This window comes from uncultured Psychrobacter sp., assembly GCF_947488565.1.
Classification (GTDB): Bacteria; Pseudomonadota; Gammaproteobacteria; order Pseudomonadales; family Moraxellaceae; genus Psychrobacter; species Psychrobacter saeujeotis.
Genome location: NZ_CANKZC010000006.1, coordinates 123,505 through 142,468 on the forward strand (window position 1 = coordinate 123,505; position 18,964 = coordinate 142,468).

Sequence of the window (18,964 nt, forward strand, 5' to 3'; positions counted from 1 at the left end):
TAAATGCTAAGGTTCTAATTAAATAGCATGGTTCTAAGACATATCAATCAGGCTTTTATAAATCATTTTGTCAGCATAAGGAGATAGTGCTTCGTCGGCAAGCTCTGGTGGCAATACTTCTGCTTCTATCTGATATTGTCCCAATATCAAACGTCCAGCTTCGACTTCTTTTTGTAGCAGACGTTGCAAGCTAGCCAGTTTTAGATGGGACTTGTAACGCTCATGAATCGTTTGTAAGGAGATAGGCGCACTAGCATGAATAGCAGGTAAAATAATATCTGATGCCAGTATATACATCTCATTTAACGCCTGTTCTCGTACAAGGTCTACACTATCAATTCGATTTTGCAAACGATTTGCCAAACGTCCTTTAGAGGATAATATAATGGCAAATAAGGCTGTCTGCACACCAAATACCGTCATATATGTCCATAAGTATAGCTCTACGTTTAGTAGATTACTAAGTAGCATAAGAATAACAGCTACAATGAAGTAACTGACCAGTTGCCATAAAAGCCACATAATCAGACTATTATCTCCAAACCAAAACATCCAGCGCTCTTTTAGGGCGACAAGGCTTTGACGTGCCTCCCACCACTGCTGCTCACATTGTTTTAACTGTTCACAAAAACTGGTTTTTTGTAAGCTGACATCATCGCCAATGTTTTTAACATCGTTGATATTGTCATTGAGAGTGTCGTCATCAAGATGGTTAGCTCTGGAAGCTTTAAGCATATCAATCATCCTAACAGTGACTTACCATAAGCTACGATAAGCACTGTATCTATTGTTATTATTTATAAGCTATGAGTGATAAAACCAACAGCTAAGTCATTGAACGCCTTCACAAATATATGCTCAGACAATGACAGTAAATGTAAGGTAAGAAGGAAAAGACAAAAAATAAGAGAAGTGCTACACTGTTTGAATGTAATTTTTCTTTATAATTTTATTATCAATGGCCTATTATAGTTACCTAACATATGAATAACAACTTAATGCGTTTACATCCATATCCGTTTGCCAAAATGGCAACCCTTCTAAATAACAGCACTCCAGCCACTGCCTATACAGAGATTAAGCTTGGCATTGGTGAGCCAAAACACAAGCCACCGACATTTGTACTGGACGTACTACAAGAAAACTTAGACAAACTATGTCGATATCCAACCACTAGCGGCAGCTTTGAGCTGCGTCAGACCATTGCTCATTGGCTTGAGAAGCGGTTTTTTTTGCATCATGTTGACGCCAATACCGAAGTACTGCCGGTCATGGGCACACGTGAAGCGATTTTTAGTTTTGTACAAGCGGTAGTGAATCATAATGACAATACTACTCATCAAGCTATAGACAATGCAGATGACAAGCCCTGTGATCCTATCGTCGTCATGCCCAACCCTTTTTATCAAATTTATGAAGGCGCTGCGATAATCGCTCAAGCAACGCCATACTTTGTACCTTGCGTATTAGGCAATGACTTTAAAGGCAATTACCGCGCCGTACCGAAAGCTGTTTGGCAACAAACGCAGCTGTTATTTATCTGTAGTCCAAATAATCCGACTGGATCAGTGATGACCATGGAGGACTGGGAGTTTCTCATCCGCCTATCAGATCAATATAACTTTATTATTGCCAGCGACGAATGCTATAGCGAATTATATTTTGATAAAGCCCCTATTGGTCTGCTGCAAGCCTGCGCCGAACTTGGTCGCAATGATTTTAAAAACTGCGTCGTATTTCATTCATTATCGAAGCGCTCAAACCTCCCCGGTCTGCGCTCAGGGTTTATCGCAGGCGATGAGACTATTTTAAAACCTTATTTACAATATCGCACCTATCAAGGCTGTGCGATGCCTATACCGCATCAGTTGGCATCGATTGCCGCTTGGCAAGATGAGAAGCATGTGGCGCACAATCGGGCGCTATATCAAGAAAAGTTTGCCCTATGGATGACAGAGTTAGGCGAGCTACTAGACTTACGCATGCCTGAGGCTGGATTTTATTTTTGGATAAAAGTTCCTGAGCTGTTTGATGGTGATGATGAAGTCTTTGTCAAAGCACTGTACGAACAAGCCCATATTCACGCACTGGCTGGGCGATACTTGTCACGTGAAGTTGATGGTGAAAACCCTGGTCAAGGCTATGTCCGTATCGCTCTGGTGGCTAGTGTTGACGAGAGCCGCGAGGCCATTGAGCGTATTCGCAAGTTGTTAACGGCGCAAGCCAAACTGGTGAGTTAACGGTTGATGCGCTAAGTATAAAAAGGTGAAACGCTAAAATTTTAAGCTATATATCCTTATTAACAACAATGTTATGAATGGCAAGATAGTGCTATAGTAAGACAATATCGTTTTACTATAGTCGCCTACGCAGAGTGGCATTTTTTATGGCTTTGACTTAAGCATTGAATTTGCAATGAGAAACTGCTTTTGTTGGCGACGCTATCAAGGATGATGCCATGCCCCATCTTGATTTTACCCAGCCTCCATTTGATGTATTGCGTTCAACTGAACGTCAAAGCCTCAAAAAAAACACCCAAGTCCGCTATCTTGGCGCAAATGAATCTTTAACTAGTAACGACTTGTATAACTTTTTTGTGGTATTAAAAGGACAAGTTGATCAAACGCTCGCTGGCGAATTTGTCGCTTCTTATTTTGGTAGTAATCACTCCGACCAACTAAACAGCAACGACTGGTTCGATAGTCGCCGCACGCCCGAATCGCAAGGCCGTATTGTCAAAGTACAAAACGATGGCAGTACTGAGCCTTATCAATATACGGCTCACGAAGATACTTTATTGCTGCAAATTGATGGTGCTGCTATCGATAAAATCAGCGCACAAAATCATCTAGTCCGCCAACTACTATCAGACAAATTGCCTGAGCGGCTAAAGGCACTACAACAAAGGCGTAGTACGCAAGGTCAAGCATTAGGATTGCATGCGGACAGTTATACAGCGCAGCAAGAAGTGCAGCAAATCATGCTACAACCAGTCACTGATGTAACCCTATTGCCCGTACATATTGTTGATGCCGATAATAGCCTACATGAGGCGGCACGTATCATGACCGAAGCTGGATTAAAGCATGTGCTAGTACGCCCAATGAACCATTTATTAGAGCAACCTATAGATACGCTTAGCGATACTGAAAATAACTCTAAGCCTGAAACTGACTATAGCATTACCCGCCGTTCAGATCATGAGCTAGGTATCTTGACTGATACTGATATCTGCCGTGCGGTCAGCGAACAGCAAGACCCTGCTACCACTCCCTGCCAGCATTTTACCAGCTTCAACCTACGCACTATCGATGCTGACAATGAGATTGGCGATGCGCTAATGACCATGACTCGCTACCGTATCCACCGCTTACCCGTTATTGATAATAAAGGTCAGGTCATCGGTGTACTGGGGCAAAGCGATGTCTTGGCTTATCTCGGTCACCACTCACAGCTTATTAGTGTTCAAATTGAGCAAGCAAAAGACTTAAACAGCCTAGGTACAGCGGTCGAGCTCATTGGTCGCTATATTCGCTCGCAGCACCAAAACGGTGTCAAAATTGGCGTCGTTAGCCGCATGGTGCAAACGCTAAACGCGCAAGTCTTTACTAAGCTTTGGAAGCTCATCGTTCCTGATGAAGTCGTAGCAAATACCTGCGTTATCGTAATGGGCTCAGAAGGTCGCGGTGAGCAAATCATGCGTACCGACCAAGACAATGCATTAATCATTCGTGATGGCTTTACTCATCCTAAGTTGGCGCAGTTTGCTGATATCTTTAACAATCATTTAGCAGATCTTGGTTATCCGCTATGTGATGGCAATATCATGATGAATAACTCAATGTGGCGGCAGCCACTAAAACCGTTTAAAGCCCAGATCAGTTTATGGTTTAAAAATACCGATCCGATGCACAGTATTTACTTATCCGCCATACTTGATGGTGAGTACGTCTGCGGCGATGAGTCCCTGCTAAACGATATACGTGACCATTTAAAAACGGCGCATCGTCAATCAGATCGGATGTTCGTACGGCAGTTTGTACGGGCAGCGCTCCAGTTCGGTGATGTCAATCAATGGTGGCAAAAGTTTGTACCGTTATTAAGCGGTAAACCCAGCTCACATGATATTGATCTTAAAAAAGCCGGTATCTTTCCACTGGTGCACGGCATCCGCACCTTAGCATTAGAAAATGATATTTTAGAAGTGCCTAGCACTAAAGGTCGCCTTAAAGGCTTAGTACAAGCTGGCGCTTTAAACCAAGAGCGGGCTGACACCTTATCGGAAGCCTTAGAGTTTTTTATGGCGCAGCGTCTGTCCGTCGCACTCTCCACAGATGATAAGTATGCCCGGCACGTCGACCCGACTACCTTATCAGCGCTTGAGCGTGACTTATTAAAAGAGTGTCTGGCCGTGGTCAAAAGCTTTAAAACACAGCTTCGGCAGCACTATCAATTAGAGGCATCATAAATGGATGTTAGACTGATATGAGTTGGTTAAAGCAGTTATCTTCTACGTGGCAAAAGTCGCAATTGCAGCGTCCTGAGCTGGCATCGATGTTTGACAAGCCTATAGCTGAGCAATGGGTCGCGATAGACTGTGAGATGACGGGGCTCAATCCAAAAAGGCATCACCTATTATCGGTAGCAGCCATTCATATCAACGGTAATATTATCGATACAGGCAATGGTATGCATCTGGTTTGCAGGCCACCTGTAATGCCTGATCGTGATACCATTGTCATTCATGGTCTACGTACTGCTGACGTTGAAAACGGGATGAGCTACGATGAGATGCTCGAGTTACTATTACCGTTTATTGATAATCGGCCGATAGTTGGATTCTGCCCAAAGATGGATACTGGCTTCTTAAACCCTTTGGTAAAGCGCTATATGGGTACTACTTTACCCAATGACGTCATTGATGTGCGGCATTTATATAGTCGGCGTATGAGCGGTCAAACCCAAGGTCTCTCTGGTCAATCACAGCATCTAACCAGTATCTTAGCGCATTATGATATTCCTGAGCTCGGCACTCACGATGCTTATAACGATGCCATCATGACGGCAATGGCATTTTTACATGTACGCTAAGACTTGCCACCGATTCATGTTACTATAGGCGGTTTTTGCCACCTGATGGTAGACCATTCATGCAACTCATCTCCAAACTTTGCACCCCTCCTACAACGACTGCCAAACTGAAGCTTCTTTGCACTTATCTGCGCCCGTCTAATCAATCTAGCAAACGCTTATCAACGCTTGCACTATTAATGACGGCTATTGCATCGCCATTTTACGCACAGGCAGCACTACCAGACGCTATCCAAGCAGCACTATCGCGAGCAGAGTTAACAGCGGCTGACATCAGTATTATTATCACCCCAGTGGGTGACAAAAACGCCAGCCGACTACCTCCTCCGATACAGGTTGTTGACAGCAATATTGATACTCAGACTCAGCTTGCAAGCACCACTTCTGAGGCTAATAGCACCAGTCAGAAAACGGCGCAAACCAATAACCATAATGGCAAAAATAATACTGATAACCATGCTACAAACTATGTTAAAAACGATGCTAGTCAGCAGATCACCTTGACTACTATTGAGAAGCGCACGATTAAAAAGCATGAGCAAAAACTGCACGCTTATACGGATGACCCCTATACTTATCAAAGCCTAGAAAGCATTCCAACAGTACTCTCAGATGGTGTAAACTCAACGTCTATTAAAAATGCTAATAGCGATGAAGATGCCCATGTAAGTGCTAATGTAAGTACTGATAAAGACAGTAGTGCTAACGCTGCTACGCCCGCGATCAAAATCTCATTTTCACCTTTATTAAGTCATCAACCAGATATCGCGCGCACGCCAGCCAGCACGATGAAACTGGTGCCCAGCTTTATTGCTTTAGATACACTAGGCGCTAACTTTGTCTGGCAGACACGCGTCTATCATACCGGTATTATTATCGGTGATCGTCTACTCGGTGACTTGGTTATTCAAGGAAGTGGCGATCCCAAAATGACTCATGAGCGTTTGCAGCAGCTACTTTATAAAGTGCAAGCAGCAGGTATTCGTCATATCAGCGGTGATATTATTATCGATAGCGGGGTTTTTAAAAATGTTAGCAAAGATCCTGCGGCCTTTGATAACGCACCATTGCGACCTTATAATGCCAGTCCTGATGGTTTTTTGGTAAACTTTAGCACTATCGGCATCAAAAGCTATCCCTTAAATGAGGGACAAGCGCAGCTGACTTATAAACCGCAACTGGCAAATTATCAACTACCCAACACGATAAATACGCGCTCAGCTTATTGTGGTCAAGCCCGTTATAGCTTAGCGCCGCAGTGGCAATCCCAACAGCTAATCTTAAATACTACTCTGCCAACTAGCTGTAAAGAGCACGTTTTTTATGTCGCGTATCCTGATGCTAAAGATTTTGCAGCACGCGTCATTGCTGCCAAATGGCAAGAGCTGGGCAATACGCTAAGCGGGAACGTCATTACTCAAGAAACCCCTTTTGATGCGGCAAAAAATACAAAACCAACACATGGTCTAGCAGCGCTGCCCATATCACCGCTCCCTCTTGTTAGTTATCCATCGTTAAATTTAACTCAGCAAATTTATGATATCAATCACTTCTCTAATAATGTTATGACTGAGCAAGTGGCACTATCAATAGGGGCTTATAATGAGACAGCTAATAATAAAATAATAAACAGTCAAACAAGCAGCTTATACCAGTTTGGTAAGCCTACTGCTACAGACTATTCTGCTGTCTTACAAACCATGAGCCAGTGGTGGCAAACTCATCTAAGTACGCCGCCGCCATACTTGACCAATGGCTCAGGACTCTGCCGCGACTGTACAATCACTGCCGCCAACTTAAGCGAGCTGTTAACATACGCTTATAGTCACCCAAGCTTTGACGCCTATGTCAACTCTCTAGGTATCGCGGGTGTCAGCGGTACTATTGCTGCTCATGGCAAGCGCTTACCTGAGTCGGCAGCGATTGGTCGTGCATGGATAAAAACGGGCACTTTAAATAATGTCACCTCGATGGCAGGTTATGTCAAAGGAGAGTCCGGACAAGATTATGTCGTCGTCGGTCTTATCAATACCGAGCAGGCACTAAACGCTTATAATGCTAGAACGGTGTTGGACACCATGCTCGACTGGACCGCACAGCACTGATTTTTTATCAAAAAAGTAGCTCTATAGGATCTATTTAAGAGCGCTGGTTCTGCTTTTATCGACTACTTACTACATTTATATCCATTGTACGTTTTTATTTTTATAAAGGTCAGCTTATGTCACGCAAGACAACCAATCTTAGCAAGTCTACTGCCCAGACAGGTCGCAATGATCAACTGCCAAACTCTCAATCAGACTCACCTAAGCTGGCTCAATATATCGGTTTTTTCGCGATTGGTTATATTCTTATCAGTACGGTATTTATGATGATCCAAACTCAAGTTACTCTCAACTCGCACTTGGTCACTGTGCTCTCTATCATCATCGGTGCTTATATTGCGGTATATAAATTTATCAAGCATCATAAGCGGGCGCTAGGTAGAGATGAGATCAATCGTTTAGTGTTTGGTGGAGTGACTGTCGTTTGGCTGCTGACTGCCGTTTATTTTTTGGGCATATGGTCCTTCCTGTTTGATGCAGTAAGCCGTGAAGTATTATTTGAGATGACCATGCAGCAGCCCCTGCCTCTACTCTCTGCGTTAATCATGATATTGGTGCTCACCTTCATCAGTGCGCGAATCAGTATCTTGCTCTTAAATCGTCTACTGGATCCAAAACGAAAACCATCTTAAAGATTGATAATCTATCTATAACGTACTACAAATTTTCTGCATTATTTATACTCAAATTCCGTTACGCTGGATTAAACTGCCTTTATTAATCTAAGAATTTGAAACACTTTGTATGATAGATAGGAGTAAATACGATGGACATGCTCTTTTTTGACAGTATAGACAAGCTTGGACGTATTGTTTTAACCACAGTCATGGTTTATATACTGGTTGTGATAACCACCAAAGTCTCAGGCAAACGCTCTACCTCACAGCTAAATAACTTTGATTGGATCGTCACCGTGATGATCGGCTCGCTGGGTGCGAGTACTATCTTACTCAAAGAGATTCCGCTTATCGAAGGCTTTAGCTCAATCTTGGTACTTTACGTACTACAGTTTTTGGTGACCAAATATGCAGCGATTTCACCGCAATTTAGTAACGTTATTTTGTCCGAACCGCGTATTGTTTTTTATCAAGGACAATACTTACCAGAGGCTATGCGTACTGAACGCTTAACCCGTCAAGAGCTTGAATGTGCCATGCGCTCTGAAGGTGTGAGGAGCTTGGATGATGTTGAAGCGATTGTCTTTGAATCTGATGCCAAGCTGACTGTCATCACTAAAGACAGTAATAATCAAGATACAGATAGTATCTCTGAGACACTGTCTCCGTTGACTGATTAACACGAGACGATTGAATAAATTATATTTAGTCGTTATAAAATAAATCAAAAAACTAAGGAACAAGCGGCAATGAAAGCAAGGCTCTTAACCGTTGGTAATAAAATGCCCAAGTGGGTACAAAGCGGCTTTAATGAATATTATAAACGTATCCAGCCTATGCTCAGCACCGAAATTGTTGAGCTGGCCGCAGCCAAACGGGCCAAGAACCCTTCTGATGCCAATTTGGCGCAGTATCGCGAGCAAGAAGGACAGACAATCTTGGCAGCTCACACAACTGCTGCCCGTGAACAGCTTTGGGTACTGGATGTTAAAGGCAAAATGCTATCGACGGAAGGTCTGGCAGAAAAACTCGCGGATGCTATGCAGCAAGGCGATGATATTGCGTTCGTAATCGGCGGAGCAGATGGCGTCTCGCAAGACGTGTTGGCGCAGGCAGATGTAAAATGGTCATTGTCAGCGTTGACGTTACCGCACCCTTTGGTACGAGTGGTATTGATGGAGCAGTTATATCGAGCGATGAGCATCAACCACAACCATCCTTATCACCGTGGTAATTAAAGTGGCTGATACAAATGTTGTAAACTAAGCCTGTCATAAAATTAAGCGCAATAAAATATGAATGGCTTAATAGATTGAAAAACCCATACGTGCCCTAATAAACGGTACATGAGCTATTCGAAATTTGCGAAACCTACGCCATTTAACCATCTTTATGATCATGCTAAAGCGATTGAGCCCATCAGTGGGGCTATTGCTTGGGCAGATGCACCTGCAGGACTCCATAATGCAGCAAGACTGCCAGCGTTATTTATATCTCATGGTGCACCGACGCTTGCTATCGAGCAGTCTGCGACCACGAACGCCCTTGCGCGAATAGGACAGAACTTACCCAAACCTCGTGCTATCGTTATTATGTCTGCGCATTGGCTGTCTGCCAAGCTTGAGATTAGCAGCAATCCCAAACCTAAGACCTGGCATGATTTTTCTGGATTTGATCCTAAATTGCACGAATTACAGTATCCTGCTCAAGGTCATGCTGAGCTAGCTGAGTCTTTAGCGCAGCAGCTGACAGCACGCGGCATCATTTGTAGTGCCAATCCAATGCGAGTCTGTGATCATGGTGTCTGGGCGCCGCTTAAACATCTATATCCAGAAGCAGATGTCCCTATCGTACAGATATCTCTACCGCAGCACTATGATAGTGTGTCTCTTTATCAGCTGGGTGCACAGTTTGCGCATCTGCGCGAACAACAAATACTTATCATCGGCTCAGGTAATATCACTCATAATTTGCAAGCGCTACGCTGGCAGGCTGATAGCATTGACCCTGCCGCCAAAGACTTTAAGCTATGGTTGTTACAACAGCTCAAAACAGACATTCCATCGGCATTAGATTGGCAACGGTATCCTGATTATAAAAACATCCATCCAAGCGATGAGCACCTGTTACCGCTATTTTTTGCGTTAGGCGCAGCACAGCGCGTGTCTGTCGTGCATGAAAGCATGGCGCATCATAGCCTTGGGATGGATATCTATCGCTTTGACTAAATCAATTCTACAACCCTATTACTTGGTATAGTTACTTCTCAAAAGCCGCCTTAGTAAATAACCCTGCGCGCTCTATCTCTCCTGCCAAACTTAGTAGCGTGGTCTCATCATTCATACGACCGATCAATTGCATGCCAATTGGCAGACCCTTTTTACTCATTCCAAGTGGCAGTGACATGGCAGGTAAGCCTGTGACGTTACCGAGCAAAGTAAACGCCATTTTGCTCAGTACAGGATGGCTAAGCTTCTCAATCATTCCTGAGCTAAAGGTATATTTACCCATATTAATACCTTTATTTAATAGACCTGAGGTGCTCATTAATATCTCGTCTACTCGGCTTGGTGGCAACACCCCATGCTTCACCGCTGTCGTTGGTACCGTGGGACATAAGATCATATCGTATTGCTCAAGTAGCTTACCCGTCTGGTATTGGCTATCATGCCAGCCGTGTTTTGCATGTACTAAATCGACAGCAGACAATGAGCGGCCAAGCATCGCCATATTGTAAGTTTGTGGCTCTAGGTTTTGCACATGCTGTTTGCCATGGCAGCGCTCAATATCGTCAATAGTAAAAGCCGTATGGGCACACACCACTACGATAAAATCATGCCAAAATTTCTCGATATTAATGTTTGGTTCAGCTGGCACAACGCGGTGCCCCATGGCCTCCAATTGCTTAGCGGTTTGTTCTAGAGTAGCCAACACCTCTTTATCCACTACAGTATCGGCAATGAGTGGCCGCTGATGTAAAGCAATCGTCAGCGGACGAGGTGCACGCATTGCTGCTTGCAAAAATGTGCCATTGGGCGGAGCAATCACATAAGGTGCACCCACCTCAGCGCCACTCGTCGCATCAAGCATCGCTGCACTATCACGCACCGTGCGCGTGATGACATGATCGGCGATCGCGCCATCCCAGCCTTCACCAAATGCAGGACCAATTGGATTGCGGCCGCGACTAGGTTTAAGGCCAAATGCACCGCACCATGCTGCAGGAAAGCGTATCGAGCCGCCACCATCTCCTGCGCCTGCCATCGGTACAATACCGCTGGCGACTGCCGCTGCACTACCGCCCGATGAGCCACCAGAGCTATAGCCTTTTTTGAATGGGTTGTGGGTAGCGCCATGCGCTTTGGGCTCAGTAGTAATGATTAAACCAAACTCGGGAGTATTGGTCTTGCCAAAGGTATTAACGCCACTGGCTTTCATACGTTTGACAATTTCGCTGTCGTAATCGGTCATGATATTGACACTGCGACTGCCCATGGTTAATGGCTCATCAGCGAAATAGAAAGATAAGTCTTTGAGAAGATAAGGGACACCAGTAAATGCACCTTTCGGTAATCCTGCTTGCGCGGCATCATAGGCACGCTCATCAAAGCGATGAATAATGGCATTAAGCTTTGGATTGAGTTTGTTGGCTTGATTGACGGCAGCATCTAACAACTCTTTGGCGCTGACTTGTCCTGAATTGACCAATTCTGCTAATCCTAGCGCGTCGTACTGAGTATATTCTTTAAACATTTTTGCATCCTTGCTTAGAAATAATTTTACTTATGATCATCAAGCCTATTGAGTATATCGGTTTAGATAGCAGACGAATAGACACCTATCAGTACTACTCTGTTCATTACTCTATTTACTAAAACGAAAAAGCGAGCCACTATTGCGACTCGCTTTTTCTTAATACAATCAAATCTAACCTTTACATCAATAACTCACGCTTACCACTTTTACCCATGGAGCTGACCAGTCCAGCCTCCTCCATAGAGTCGACGATGCGCGCCGCGCGGTTATAACCGATACTAAATTTGCGTTGAATGCTAGAAGCAGATACTTTACGAGTCTCCATAATAAAGGCGACTGCATCATTATAAAGATCATCGTCTTCACCAGATGCACTACCAGCACCACCACCGCCAGGGCTCGACAATTCAAAATTGCCCGCCATGTTGTCGATATAGTCTGGTGCACCGCGTTCACGCCATGCATCGCACACACGGTTGACCTCTTCGTCACTGACATAAGCACCGTGGACGCGATCTGGCTCAATCTGTCCTGGTCCTAAAAACAACATATCACCGTTGCCAAGCATGTCTTCTGCCCCGCCACTATCCAAAATCGTCCGTGAATCGACTTTTGAGTTAACCCGTAGCGCGGCTCTTACTGGGATATTGGCTTTAATCAGACCAGTAATAACATCTACCGATGGTCGCTGAGTGGCAAGCATCAGATGGATACCTGCCGCCCGCGATTTTTGTGCCAAGCGGGTGATAAGCTCTTCTGCTTGCTTACCGACCTGCATAATCATATCGGCAAACTCATCTGCAACAATGACAATCATCGGCAAGGTTTTAAGCTTCGGTGCTTGGTCAATGCTTACACTATCGTTAGGTCGCCATAATGGATCAAGCATCGGCTTGCCAGCTTTTTCAGCAGCTATTACCTTTTTGTTAAACTCATTCAGCTTACGTACCTTTAGCAAGCTCATTAATTGATAACGGCGCTCCATTTCAGCCACGCACCAAGATAAGCTACTAGCTGCTTCTGTCATATCCGTGACGACAGGCGTTAATAGATGTGGAATGTCGTTATAGTTGGCAAGCTCCAGCTGCTTTGGATCAATGAGAATCAGGCGCAAATCATTTGGCGTATATTTAAGTAGCATCGAGAGCAGCATTGAGTTTACCAATACTGACTTACCAGAACCTGTCGTACCTGCAACCAACATATGCGGTGCGCGAGCAAGATCAGTAATAATAGGATTGCCACCGATATCTTTACCCATTGCCATGCTGATTTGCGCTTTAGGGTCTTTGTATTTTTCGGTATTTAAAAGCTCAATCAGACGCACCATTTCGCGTTTTTTATTTGGCACTTCGATACCAATATAAGGCTTACCTGGAATAACTTCGACCACACGTAATGACGCCATAGACAATGAGCGCGCCAAATCACGTGAAATACCCGTAACCTTGCTGGCTTTTACCCCAGCGGCCAAATCTACTTCAAAGCGTGTGACGACTGGTCCTGGAATCGCATTTACGACCGAGGCTTTGACATTAAATTCTTGTAGTTTAATCTCCAATAGCTCTGATAACTGCTCAAGCTCTTGAATGGTATAGCTTGGCTTACGATCAGGATCTGGTTTATCCAAGATAGACAGCTCTGGAATGGGGGTCAGCTGCGCACGATATTGAGCGGTTTGCATTGAGCGCGACTTTTGACTAAACGCTGCATCATCACTGATATCAGGCATGACTGGCGCATCTGTATCGCCCAAACGACTATCGTCTTCTGGCATCATATCGGTAATATGATTACTACTATCACCCTCGGGGACGGCAAAGCTCATCGTTGGTTTGGACGCTGCTATCGGCTCAACACTTACGCTTTCGCTTTGATTAGCGCTTTCTACCGCCGGCTCAGCTTTTGGCGCCGTCTTTGGGTTGGCAGGTGGCGTATTGGTCGGGGTCATATCTTTCGATATCACTGGCTCTTGTACGTTTAACTTTCGTTTAACCTCAACGTTGTCAGTTTCCGCCGCTCTCTCTTCTATTCTAGGCTCTTCAGCTACAAACTCTTTAGATATAGATTTTTTCTCTACCGCTTCTTTAGCGATAGACTCTGCAACTATAGGCTGATCTTCAATGACTGGTGAAGCTTGATGTTCAGTTAAATTTTTAGCTTCGCGTATTGGATTTTGATGGTCGGTAACGACGTTATCAGCAGAGGTCGTATGCTCAAACGAAGATACTGTATCTGCCTTTGCAGGCTCGTTCTCAGCTAGCCAAGTATCTGCCAACGCATCTAGATTGGGGGTTTGTTCAATAGCAGCAGTCGTATCTCTTTGTTCAGATTTGACTGCATCAGATTGGTTATTTTCAAACGCTGTATCGTCATATTCTACTGCTTGCTCAAAATCTACATGAGTAGTTTCTACAGGTGCAGATGTAACAGAATCTGTAGCAGGCATCGGCGTTGATACGTATTGATCTTTTTTAGCTTCAGTGGCCAATAAATCATCGACCGTACCAGCATCATTCCATGCAAAACTAGGTTCAACCTTACGAGTAGGCATAGTGGGTGCTACTACTTGTGTCCTATTATTAGCGTTTTCAGTATGGTTATTCGATATAGAAGCTGATGCTTGTGAACTGTCATACATAGTAGCCTGATTTGCAGCAGATTCAGCCGCAACAGTTGCCTTGACGCTAGCGCCAAGTCCTGACTTAGCCAAAAAATCCGTTAGCGCGTGACTAAAGCGACTATTATTGTCTGGCGTATGGCTTACGCCAGCGGTTTGTAGCTCGAGGGGTAGTTGCTCGTAGTCATCGGCACTTTGTTTCGCTTTACGTTCAGTGCTTATATGGTTGTTAGTACTGGCAGCTAAATTATGAACTGCGCTGTTTTCTTCATCGTTAGATGCTGTATTATCAGAGCCTTGCTGACTGTAAATATGCTGAACACTATTATCTTTGACACCTGAGCCAAGCCACGACAAATCGATAAGCTTGCCATATAACTTATGCCAATGAATATTGAACGCAAACGTCGCAGTGATACCGACAAACCCTGCCAAAAACAACACACTTCCCCACTGCGATAATAGCTGCGTCAGGCGTGCTTGCAACTCAAGCCCGATGATGCCGCCTGCAACGCCTTCAAGGCCTGATGCAATAGGGTCTGTAACTTGCTGTACTAGAGCAACAATTTGCGCAAACAAGGCACTACTACTCAGTATCAAAAAGACATAAGCCACCAAACGTAGCAACCAAAACGTCGGCTTATTGTCCCACCAAATCAAGATAGATTCATAGATTAAAAAAGCCAGTAGCCACCAAGCGCCAAAGCCAAAAAAGCTATAGAACAGATCAGACAACCATGCGCCTGTTGAGCCGCCCATATTGTTAATCGTCGTCATATCACTGCTAATATGCGACCAGCTAGGATCATTGCCAGTATAGGTCGATAAAATAACGAACAAATAAACGGCCAAAATTATCCCAAGAAAGGTAAATATCCCTTTTTTTAAATACTCAATAAGCGGTGCTGATATCACGTAAAATCTGCCTTGTTATCCATACTAAATAGTCGTCAGTCCATGATTAAGCTGAATCATGCTGACATAAAGTGCTGACATAGATTGACGTAGCCAAATACTTATAAACAGTCTTTATAAACGGGGTCTATAAAAAGCATCTATAATAAAACAGCTATTATAAGGTATCTTATTGCTATACATGACGTAAAAGTCGTCGTTTAACATTTAAAATAGGTACTTAGTACTCTATGTTGGTAATATGCTTGCCTATCGTTAGCCGATGTTACTCACACTCTAGGCGTTTAGCATAACTTCTTATAATAACAAATACATAGCTCAATTGGGGACGATGTTATGAATAAAACGTGCAAGAAAACACACCGATAACGCATTTATAAGTAAGTAGAGACCTCAACAAAATAGCGAAGGCAATCTTATTGAAAAATATAGCTATAAACACTATTGATTAACTATAATTAACCTTCACCAAAAGAAGTAAAAAATTACAACGCTCTACTCAGATAAATCTTGTAAAAAATTGAACTGCACAAACACAGCGAGCATACTTTAATTGTAATAATATCCATATTAATTTTAGCAAACTTGCACTTCTTAGTAACGGCCCTTATGTTAGTATCACATATCATTAAAATCACTCAATCATTTCTAGTTTTTTATAAACATCGTTTATCAAATTTAGCAAGGAAAAAGTATGTCAACTGAAAACAACACTGCTACTCAAGAAGCGCGTCACGAAAAACTCATCATTTTAGGCTCAGGTCCAGCAGGATATGCTGCCGCTGTTTATGCTGCACGTGCCAACCTAAAGCCAGTAATGGTCACTGGTATGGAAGTAGGCGGACAATTAACCACCACCACTGAAGTCGATAATTGGCCAGGTGATGCTTATGATTTGACAGGCCCTGTACTGATGGATCGTATGAAGGCACACGCTGAGCGCTTCGGCACCGAACTGGTCTACGATCATATCAATGCTGTTGATCTAAGTGCGCGTCCTTTTAAATTGACTGGCGACAACGGCAGCTATAGCTGCGATGCTCTTATTATCTCAACAGGTGCATCAGCGCAGTATTTAGGTTTAGAATCAGAACAAAAATTTAAAGGTTTGGGCGTGTCCGCTTGTGCAACCTGCGATGGGTTCTTTTATAAAGACCAAAAAGTTGCGGTGATTGGTGGTGGTAACACCGCTGTTGAAGAAGCGTTATATCTATCAAATATCGCCTCTGAAGTCACATTAGTGCATCGCCGTGATAGCTTACGTTCTGAAAAAATTCTACAAGACAAACTGTTTGAAAAAGCCAAAAATGGTAATGTGAAAATCGAATGGAACCATACTGTCAAAGAAGTAGTTGGTGATGATATGGGTGTCAATGGCGTCATCATCGAATCTATGATTGACGGTAGCACTAAACAGCTAGATAGCCATGGCATGTTTGTAGCAATTGGCCATAAACCTAACACTGATTTATTCAAAAATCAGTTAGACATGAAAGATGGCTATCTTATCGTCAATAGCGGTTTAAACGGTAATGCTACGCAAACCAGTATTGAAGGGGTCTTTGCAGCAGGTGACGTCGCCGATCATGTTTATCGTCAAGCCATTACTTCTGCTGGTACTGGTTGTATGGCAGCGCTCGATGCCGAAAAGTATTTGGATGCTATGGGTGAAGTTACGGCAACTGACCATACGTATGCATCGACCCTGACTGCCGATAAAGAAGCCTAAATGGGCAACTTCTCCCAACAGAATGATAGTCATATCACGCCTGAGACTTTAAAAAGTCTTGGGCGTTATGACTTTCCTAACCCTATTTCTATCGATCCAGATGGTATCGGTATCGTGGCGATAGGTGGCGATCTAGCACCTCAAACGCTAATTTCCGCCTACGCGCAGGGATTATTCCCTTGGTTTAACGAAGATGAACCTATCGCTTGGTGGTGTCCTGAGCCGCGTTGCGTTATAGTGCCGACCGATTATAAACCAAGCAAATCGCTACGCAAGCAAGCAGACCGTACTCGTTGGCAGCTGACGCTCAATCAAGCGTTTGATGATGTGATTCATGCCTGTAGTTTACCGCGCAGTGATGGTTTGTCTGAAGGTGAGCATACTTGGATACATGAGGAAATGATCGAGGCTTACACAGCGCTTCATGCTCATGGATTTGCCCATAGTATTGAAGTTTGGGATGAGAAAGGCGCGCTCATTGGTGGACTTTATGGGTTAAAAATAGGCCGTATTTATTTTGGTGAGTCGATGTTTCACCGTGCCTCTAATGCCTCAAAAATTGCATTCTGGGGCTTGATGCGTTTGTGCGAACAAAGCAATGTCGCACTTGTAGACTGTCAGTTGCCAAATGATCATCTAATAAGCTTAGGCGCAACGACTTTACCACGTCCTCACTTTTTAGCGCAGCTAGATACGCTGATTGGCAGTGGTTCAACCACATGGCGAAAAGATTCTCACAAATCCTTATCCGTATCGCTAATTGATACAATAGAGCCATGGCAACTTAAGTGAGAACAAATGCTATTGTAATAACAAACCTTTTTATAATTACCGGTCAACGAGGTTAGTATGGCACCTGATACATCGTTTTTACTAATTGGAAAATTGGCAACACAGGCCAATACGACCAAGGACACCATACGCCATTATGATCAATTGGGGCTGCTAAAATCACGTAAGCGCCAAGCGGGTTCGCGGCTCTATACTGAGTTTCATTCAGAGTGTATTGAACGTATCGAGCTGATCAAGAGCGCTCAAGCTATTGGCTTTACGCTCACTGAAATCAAAGACAGCCTTAATGACTATTATGATGGGCACCTCAACCTTGATGATCAACTGATGCTGACGCAGCAAAAGCTTACGCAAGTGAAAAAGCAACAGGCAAATATAAATCGTATGGTCGAGTTACTCACTGAGCGTATTGAAGTACTTGAACGTATGAAAGCAGACAGTACTTATAATATTGATGGCGCAGACTGTAAAATACCTAACGCTGCCCCTCCGCTATAACCTTTTCAAAAAATGCGAAACTCACAACACTAAATCACAATATTAAATCACAGAGCTATAGCAAACGTTGCATGATGAGCGCATCAATTGCTGGCTGTTTCGGTATACGATAATAACCCTGACGCTTATGAATCATTGAAAACCCTTGCTGTTCATACAAAGCTATCGCAGGAGCGTTGTCCGCCCGTACTTCTAACAGTAGCGTCGCTACATTTTTATTTATCAGTTCAGTATTTAATTTATCAAAAATCTGCGAGGCGATACCTTGGCGCTGATACTCAGGACGAGTACCGATACGTAAGATTTCTGCTTGTTCAAACATAACTTGGTACAAACAATACCCAACTACCTTTTTATAATCAGTCTTTTTTTCTTGTAGCTCATCATAAACGACAATCATATCAATACTGTCTTGCTCAAATAGCTCAACCAATGTCTTACACGCCCATGCATCTTGCGATTGGACCTGAGTTTCGATAGTAGCTATAGCCTGAATGACTTGCTCAATAAAGGCTTGGCTATCTGATAGCTTTTGTATAGTAAACACGGCTTAACCTTTCATGTTATTGCTTTAATTATGTCTATAATATATTAACAACTAGGTAGTAAGGTCTAAAATAACCCTCAAAATAATGATATATTCTAAATGAATTAAATTCTATCTTAACGTCAATACCAGCGTTTATGTACTGCTTCTACATACATGGTGCTTTTATTTATTCCACAAAAAAGCCACCCTATAAAGGATGGCTTTTCACTAATCAATACTCGGTGTCAGCTTGCGCTGAGATCAGTAGCGCTTAGTTTTTAACGTTAGCTACCACACCAGCACCTACAGTAC

Annotated in this window: 15 protein-coding genes; 11 read left to right on the forward strand and 4 right to left on the reverse strand. The window is 43.5% G+C overall.

The features are described from left to right. Window positions 1-33: 33 nt before the first annotated feature. Window positions 34-735, reverse strand: coding sequence for a hypothetical protein (locus Q0890_RS12780; protein ID WP_299221620.1), 702 nt, complete (start codon window positions 733-735; stop codon window positions 34-36). A 248-nt stretch (window positions 736-983) separates the two neighbouring features. Here Q0890_RS12780 and dapC point away from each other — a divergent pair, with 248 nt between their 5' ends. From dapC to Q0890_RS12820, 8 genes are all read left to right on the forward strand, one after another. Beyond that, complete coding sequence (dapC, locus tag Q0890_RS12785) at window positions 984-2,240, forward strand: succinyldiaminopimelate transaminase (RefSeq protein WP_299221623.1); 1,257 nt, start codon at window positions 984-986, stop codon at window positions 2,238-2,240. A gap of 218 nt (window positions 2,241-2,458) precedes the next feature. Further along, window positions 2,459-4,468, forward strand: a complete 2,010-nt coding sequence (locus tag Q0890_RS12790; RefSeq protein WP_299221625.1) for a DUF294 nucleotidyltransferase-like domain-containing protein — start codon at window positions 2,459-2,461, stop codon at window positions 4,466-4,468. Window positions 4,469-4,485: 17 nt separating this feature from the next. Next, a complete protein-coding gene (locus Q0890_RS12795) occupies window positions 4,486-5,091 on the forward strand; it encodes a 3'-5' exonuclease (protein ID WP_299221628.1) in 606 nt (201 codons plus the stop codon). Between the two features lie 59 nt (window positions 5,092-5,150). Continuing rightward, window positions 5,151-7,196, forward strand: coding sequence for a D-alanyl-D-alanine carboxypeptidase/D-alanyl-D-alanine-endopeptidase (gene dacB, locus Q0890_RS12800; RefSeq protein ID WP_299221631.1), 2,046 nt, complete (start codon window positions 5,151-5,153; stop codon window positions 7,194-7,196). Between the two features lie 116 nt (window positions 7,197-7,312). Then, a complete protein-coding gene (locus Q0890_RS12805; protein WP_299221634.1) occupies window positions 7,313-7,828 on the forward strand; it encodes an ABZJ_00895 family protein in 516 nt (171 codons plus the stop codon). 134 nt (window positions 7,829-7,962) lie between these two features. After that, window positions 7,963-8,493, forward strand: a complete 531-nt coding sequence (locus Q0890_RS12810; RefSeq protein WP_299221637.1) for a DUF421 domain-containing protein — start codon at window positions 7,963-7,965, stop codon at window positions 8,491-8,493. 69 nt (window positions 8,494-8,562) lie between these two features. Continuing rightward, on the forward strand, window positions 8,563-9,051 hold the full coding sequence (gene rlmH / locus Q0890_RS12815; RefSeq protein ID WP_299221639.1) for a 23S rRNA (pseudouridine(1915)-N(3))-methyltransferase RlmH: 489 nt from the start codon (window positions 8,563-8,565) through the stop codon (window positions 9,049-9,051). Window positions 9,052-9,159: 108 nt separating this feature from the next. After that, window positions 9,160-10,041, forward strand: coding sequence for a class III extradiol ring-cleavage dioxygenase (locus Q0890_RS12820; RefSeq protein ID WP_299221642.1), 882 nt, complete (start codon window positions 9,160-9,162; stop codon window positions 10,039-10,041). Window positions 10,042-10,072: 31 nt separating this feature from the next. Here Q0890_RS12820 and Q0890_RS12825 read toward each other — a convergent pair whose 3' ends face one another. Continuing rightward, a complete protein-coding gene (locus Q0890_RS12825; RefSeq protein WP_299221644.1) occupies window positions 10,073-11,566 on the reverse strand; it encodes an amidase in 1,494 nt (497 codons plus the stop codon). A 181-nt stretch (window positions 11,567-11,747) separates the two neighbouring features. After that, window positions 11,748-15,104: a DNA translocase FtsK gene (locus Q0890_RS12830; protein WP_299221647.1), complete on the reverse strand. Its 3,357-nt coding sequence runs from the start codon at window positions 15,102-15,104 to the stop codon at window positions 11,748-11,750. Window positions 15,105-15,798: 694 nt separating this feature from the next. Between Q0890_RS12830 and trxB the strand changes: the two genes are divergently transcribed. The 3 genes from trxB to Q0890_RS12845 are packed head-to-tail and all read left to right on the forward strand — an operon-like array spanning window position 15,799 to window position 18,123. Next, complete coding sequence (gene trxB / locus Q0890_RS12835; protein ID WP_299221650.1) at window positions 15,799-16,833, forward strand: thioredoxin-disulfide reductase; 1,035 nt, start codon at window positions 15,799-15,801, stop codon at window positions 16,831-16,833. Continuing rightward, the gene (aat, locus tag Q0890_RS12840; protein ID WP_299221653.1) at window positions 16,834-17,625 is read left to right on the forward strand and encodes a leucyl/phenylalanyl-tRNA--protein transferase; all 792 of its coding nucleotides are present in this window, start codon (window positions 16,834-16,836) and stop codon (window positions 17,623-17,625) included. A 57-nt stretch (window positions 17,626-17,682) separates the two neighbouring features. Then, the gene (locus Q0890_RS12845; protein ID WP_299221656.1) at window positions 17,683-18,123 is read left to right on the forward strand and encodes a MerR family transcriptional regulator; all 441 of its coding nucleotides are present in this window, start codon (window positions 17,683-17,685) and stop codon (window positions 18,121-18,123) included. Window positions 18,124-18,178: 55 nt separating this feature from the next. On the opposite strand, the gene rimI is transcribed toward Q0890_RS12845, so the two are convergent. Beyond that, complete coding sequence (gene rimI / locus Q0890_RS12850; protein WP_299221658.1) at window positions 18,179-18,670, reverse strand: ribosomal protein S18-alanine N-acetyltransferase; 492 nt, start codon at window positions 18,668-18,670, stop codon at window positions 18,179-18,181. Window positions 18,671-18,964 lie beyond the last annotated feature (294 nt).

What these genes read in the sequence shown, in the direction of transcription:
- Q0890_RS12780 (WP_299221620.1), bottom strand. Translation starts at nt 735, where the DNA reads ATGCTTAAAGCTTCCAGAGCTAACCATCTTGATGACGACACTCTCAAT.
- dapC (WP_299221623.1), top strand. Translation starts at nt 984, where the DNA reads ATGAATAACAACTTAATGCGTTTACATCCATATCCGTTTGCCAAAATG.
- Q0890_RS12790 (WP_299221625.1), top strand. Translation starts at nt 2,459, where the DNA reads ATGCCCCATCTTGATTTTACCCAGCCTCCATTTGATGTATTGCGTTCA.
- Q0890_RS12795 (WP_299221628.1), top strand. Translation starts at nt 4,486, where the DNA reads ATGAGTTGGTTAAAGCAGTTATCTTCTACGTGGCAAAAGTCGCAATTG.
- dacB (WP_299221631.1), top strand. Translation starts at nt 5,151, where the DNA reads ATGCAACTCATCTCCAAACTTTGCACCCCTCCTACAACGACTGCCAAA.
- Q0890_RS12805 (WP_299221634.1), top strand. Translation starts at nt 7,313, where the DNA reads ATGTCACGCAAGACAACCAATCTTAGCAAGTCTACTGCCCAGACAGGT.
- Q0890_RS12810 (WP_299221637.1), top strand. Translation starts at nt 7,963, where the DNA reads ATGGACATGCTCTTTTTTGACAGTATAGACAAGCTTGGACGTATTGTT.
- rlmH (WP_299221639.1), top strand. Translation starts at nt 8,563, where the DNA reads ATGAAAGCAAGGCTCTTAACCGTTGGTAATAAAATGCCCAAGTGGGTA.
- Q0890_RS12820 (WP_299221642.1), top strand. Translation starts at nt 9,160, where the DNA reads ATGAGCTATTCGAAATTTGCGAAACCTACGCCATTTAACCATCTTTAT.
- Q0890_RS12825 (WP_299221644.1), bottom strand. Translation starts at nt 11,566, where the DNA reads ATGTTTAAAGAATATACTCAGTACGACGCGCTAGGATTAGCAGAATTG.
- trxB (WP_299221650.1), top strand. Translation starts at nt 15,799, where the DNA reads ATGTCAACTGAAAACAACACTGCTACTCAAGAAGCGCGTCACGAAAAA.
- aat (WP_299221653.1), top strand. Translation starts at nt 16,834, where the DNA reads ATGGGCAACTTCTCCCAACAGAATGATAGTCATATCACGCCTGAGACT.
- Q0890_RS12845 (WP_299221656.1), top strand. Translation starts at nt 17,683, where the DNA reads ATGGCACCTGATACATCGTTTTTACTAATTGGAAAATTGGCAACACAG.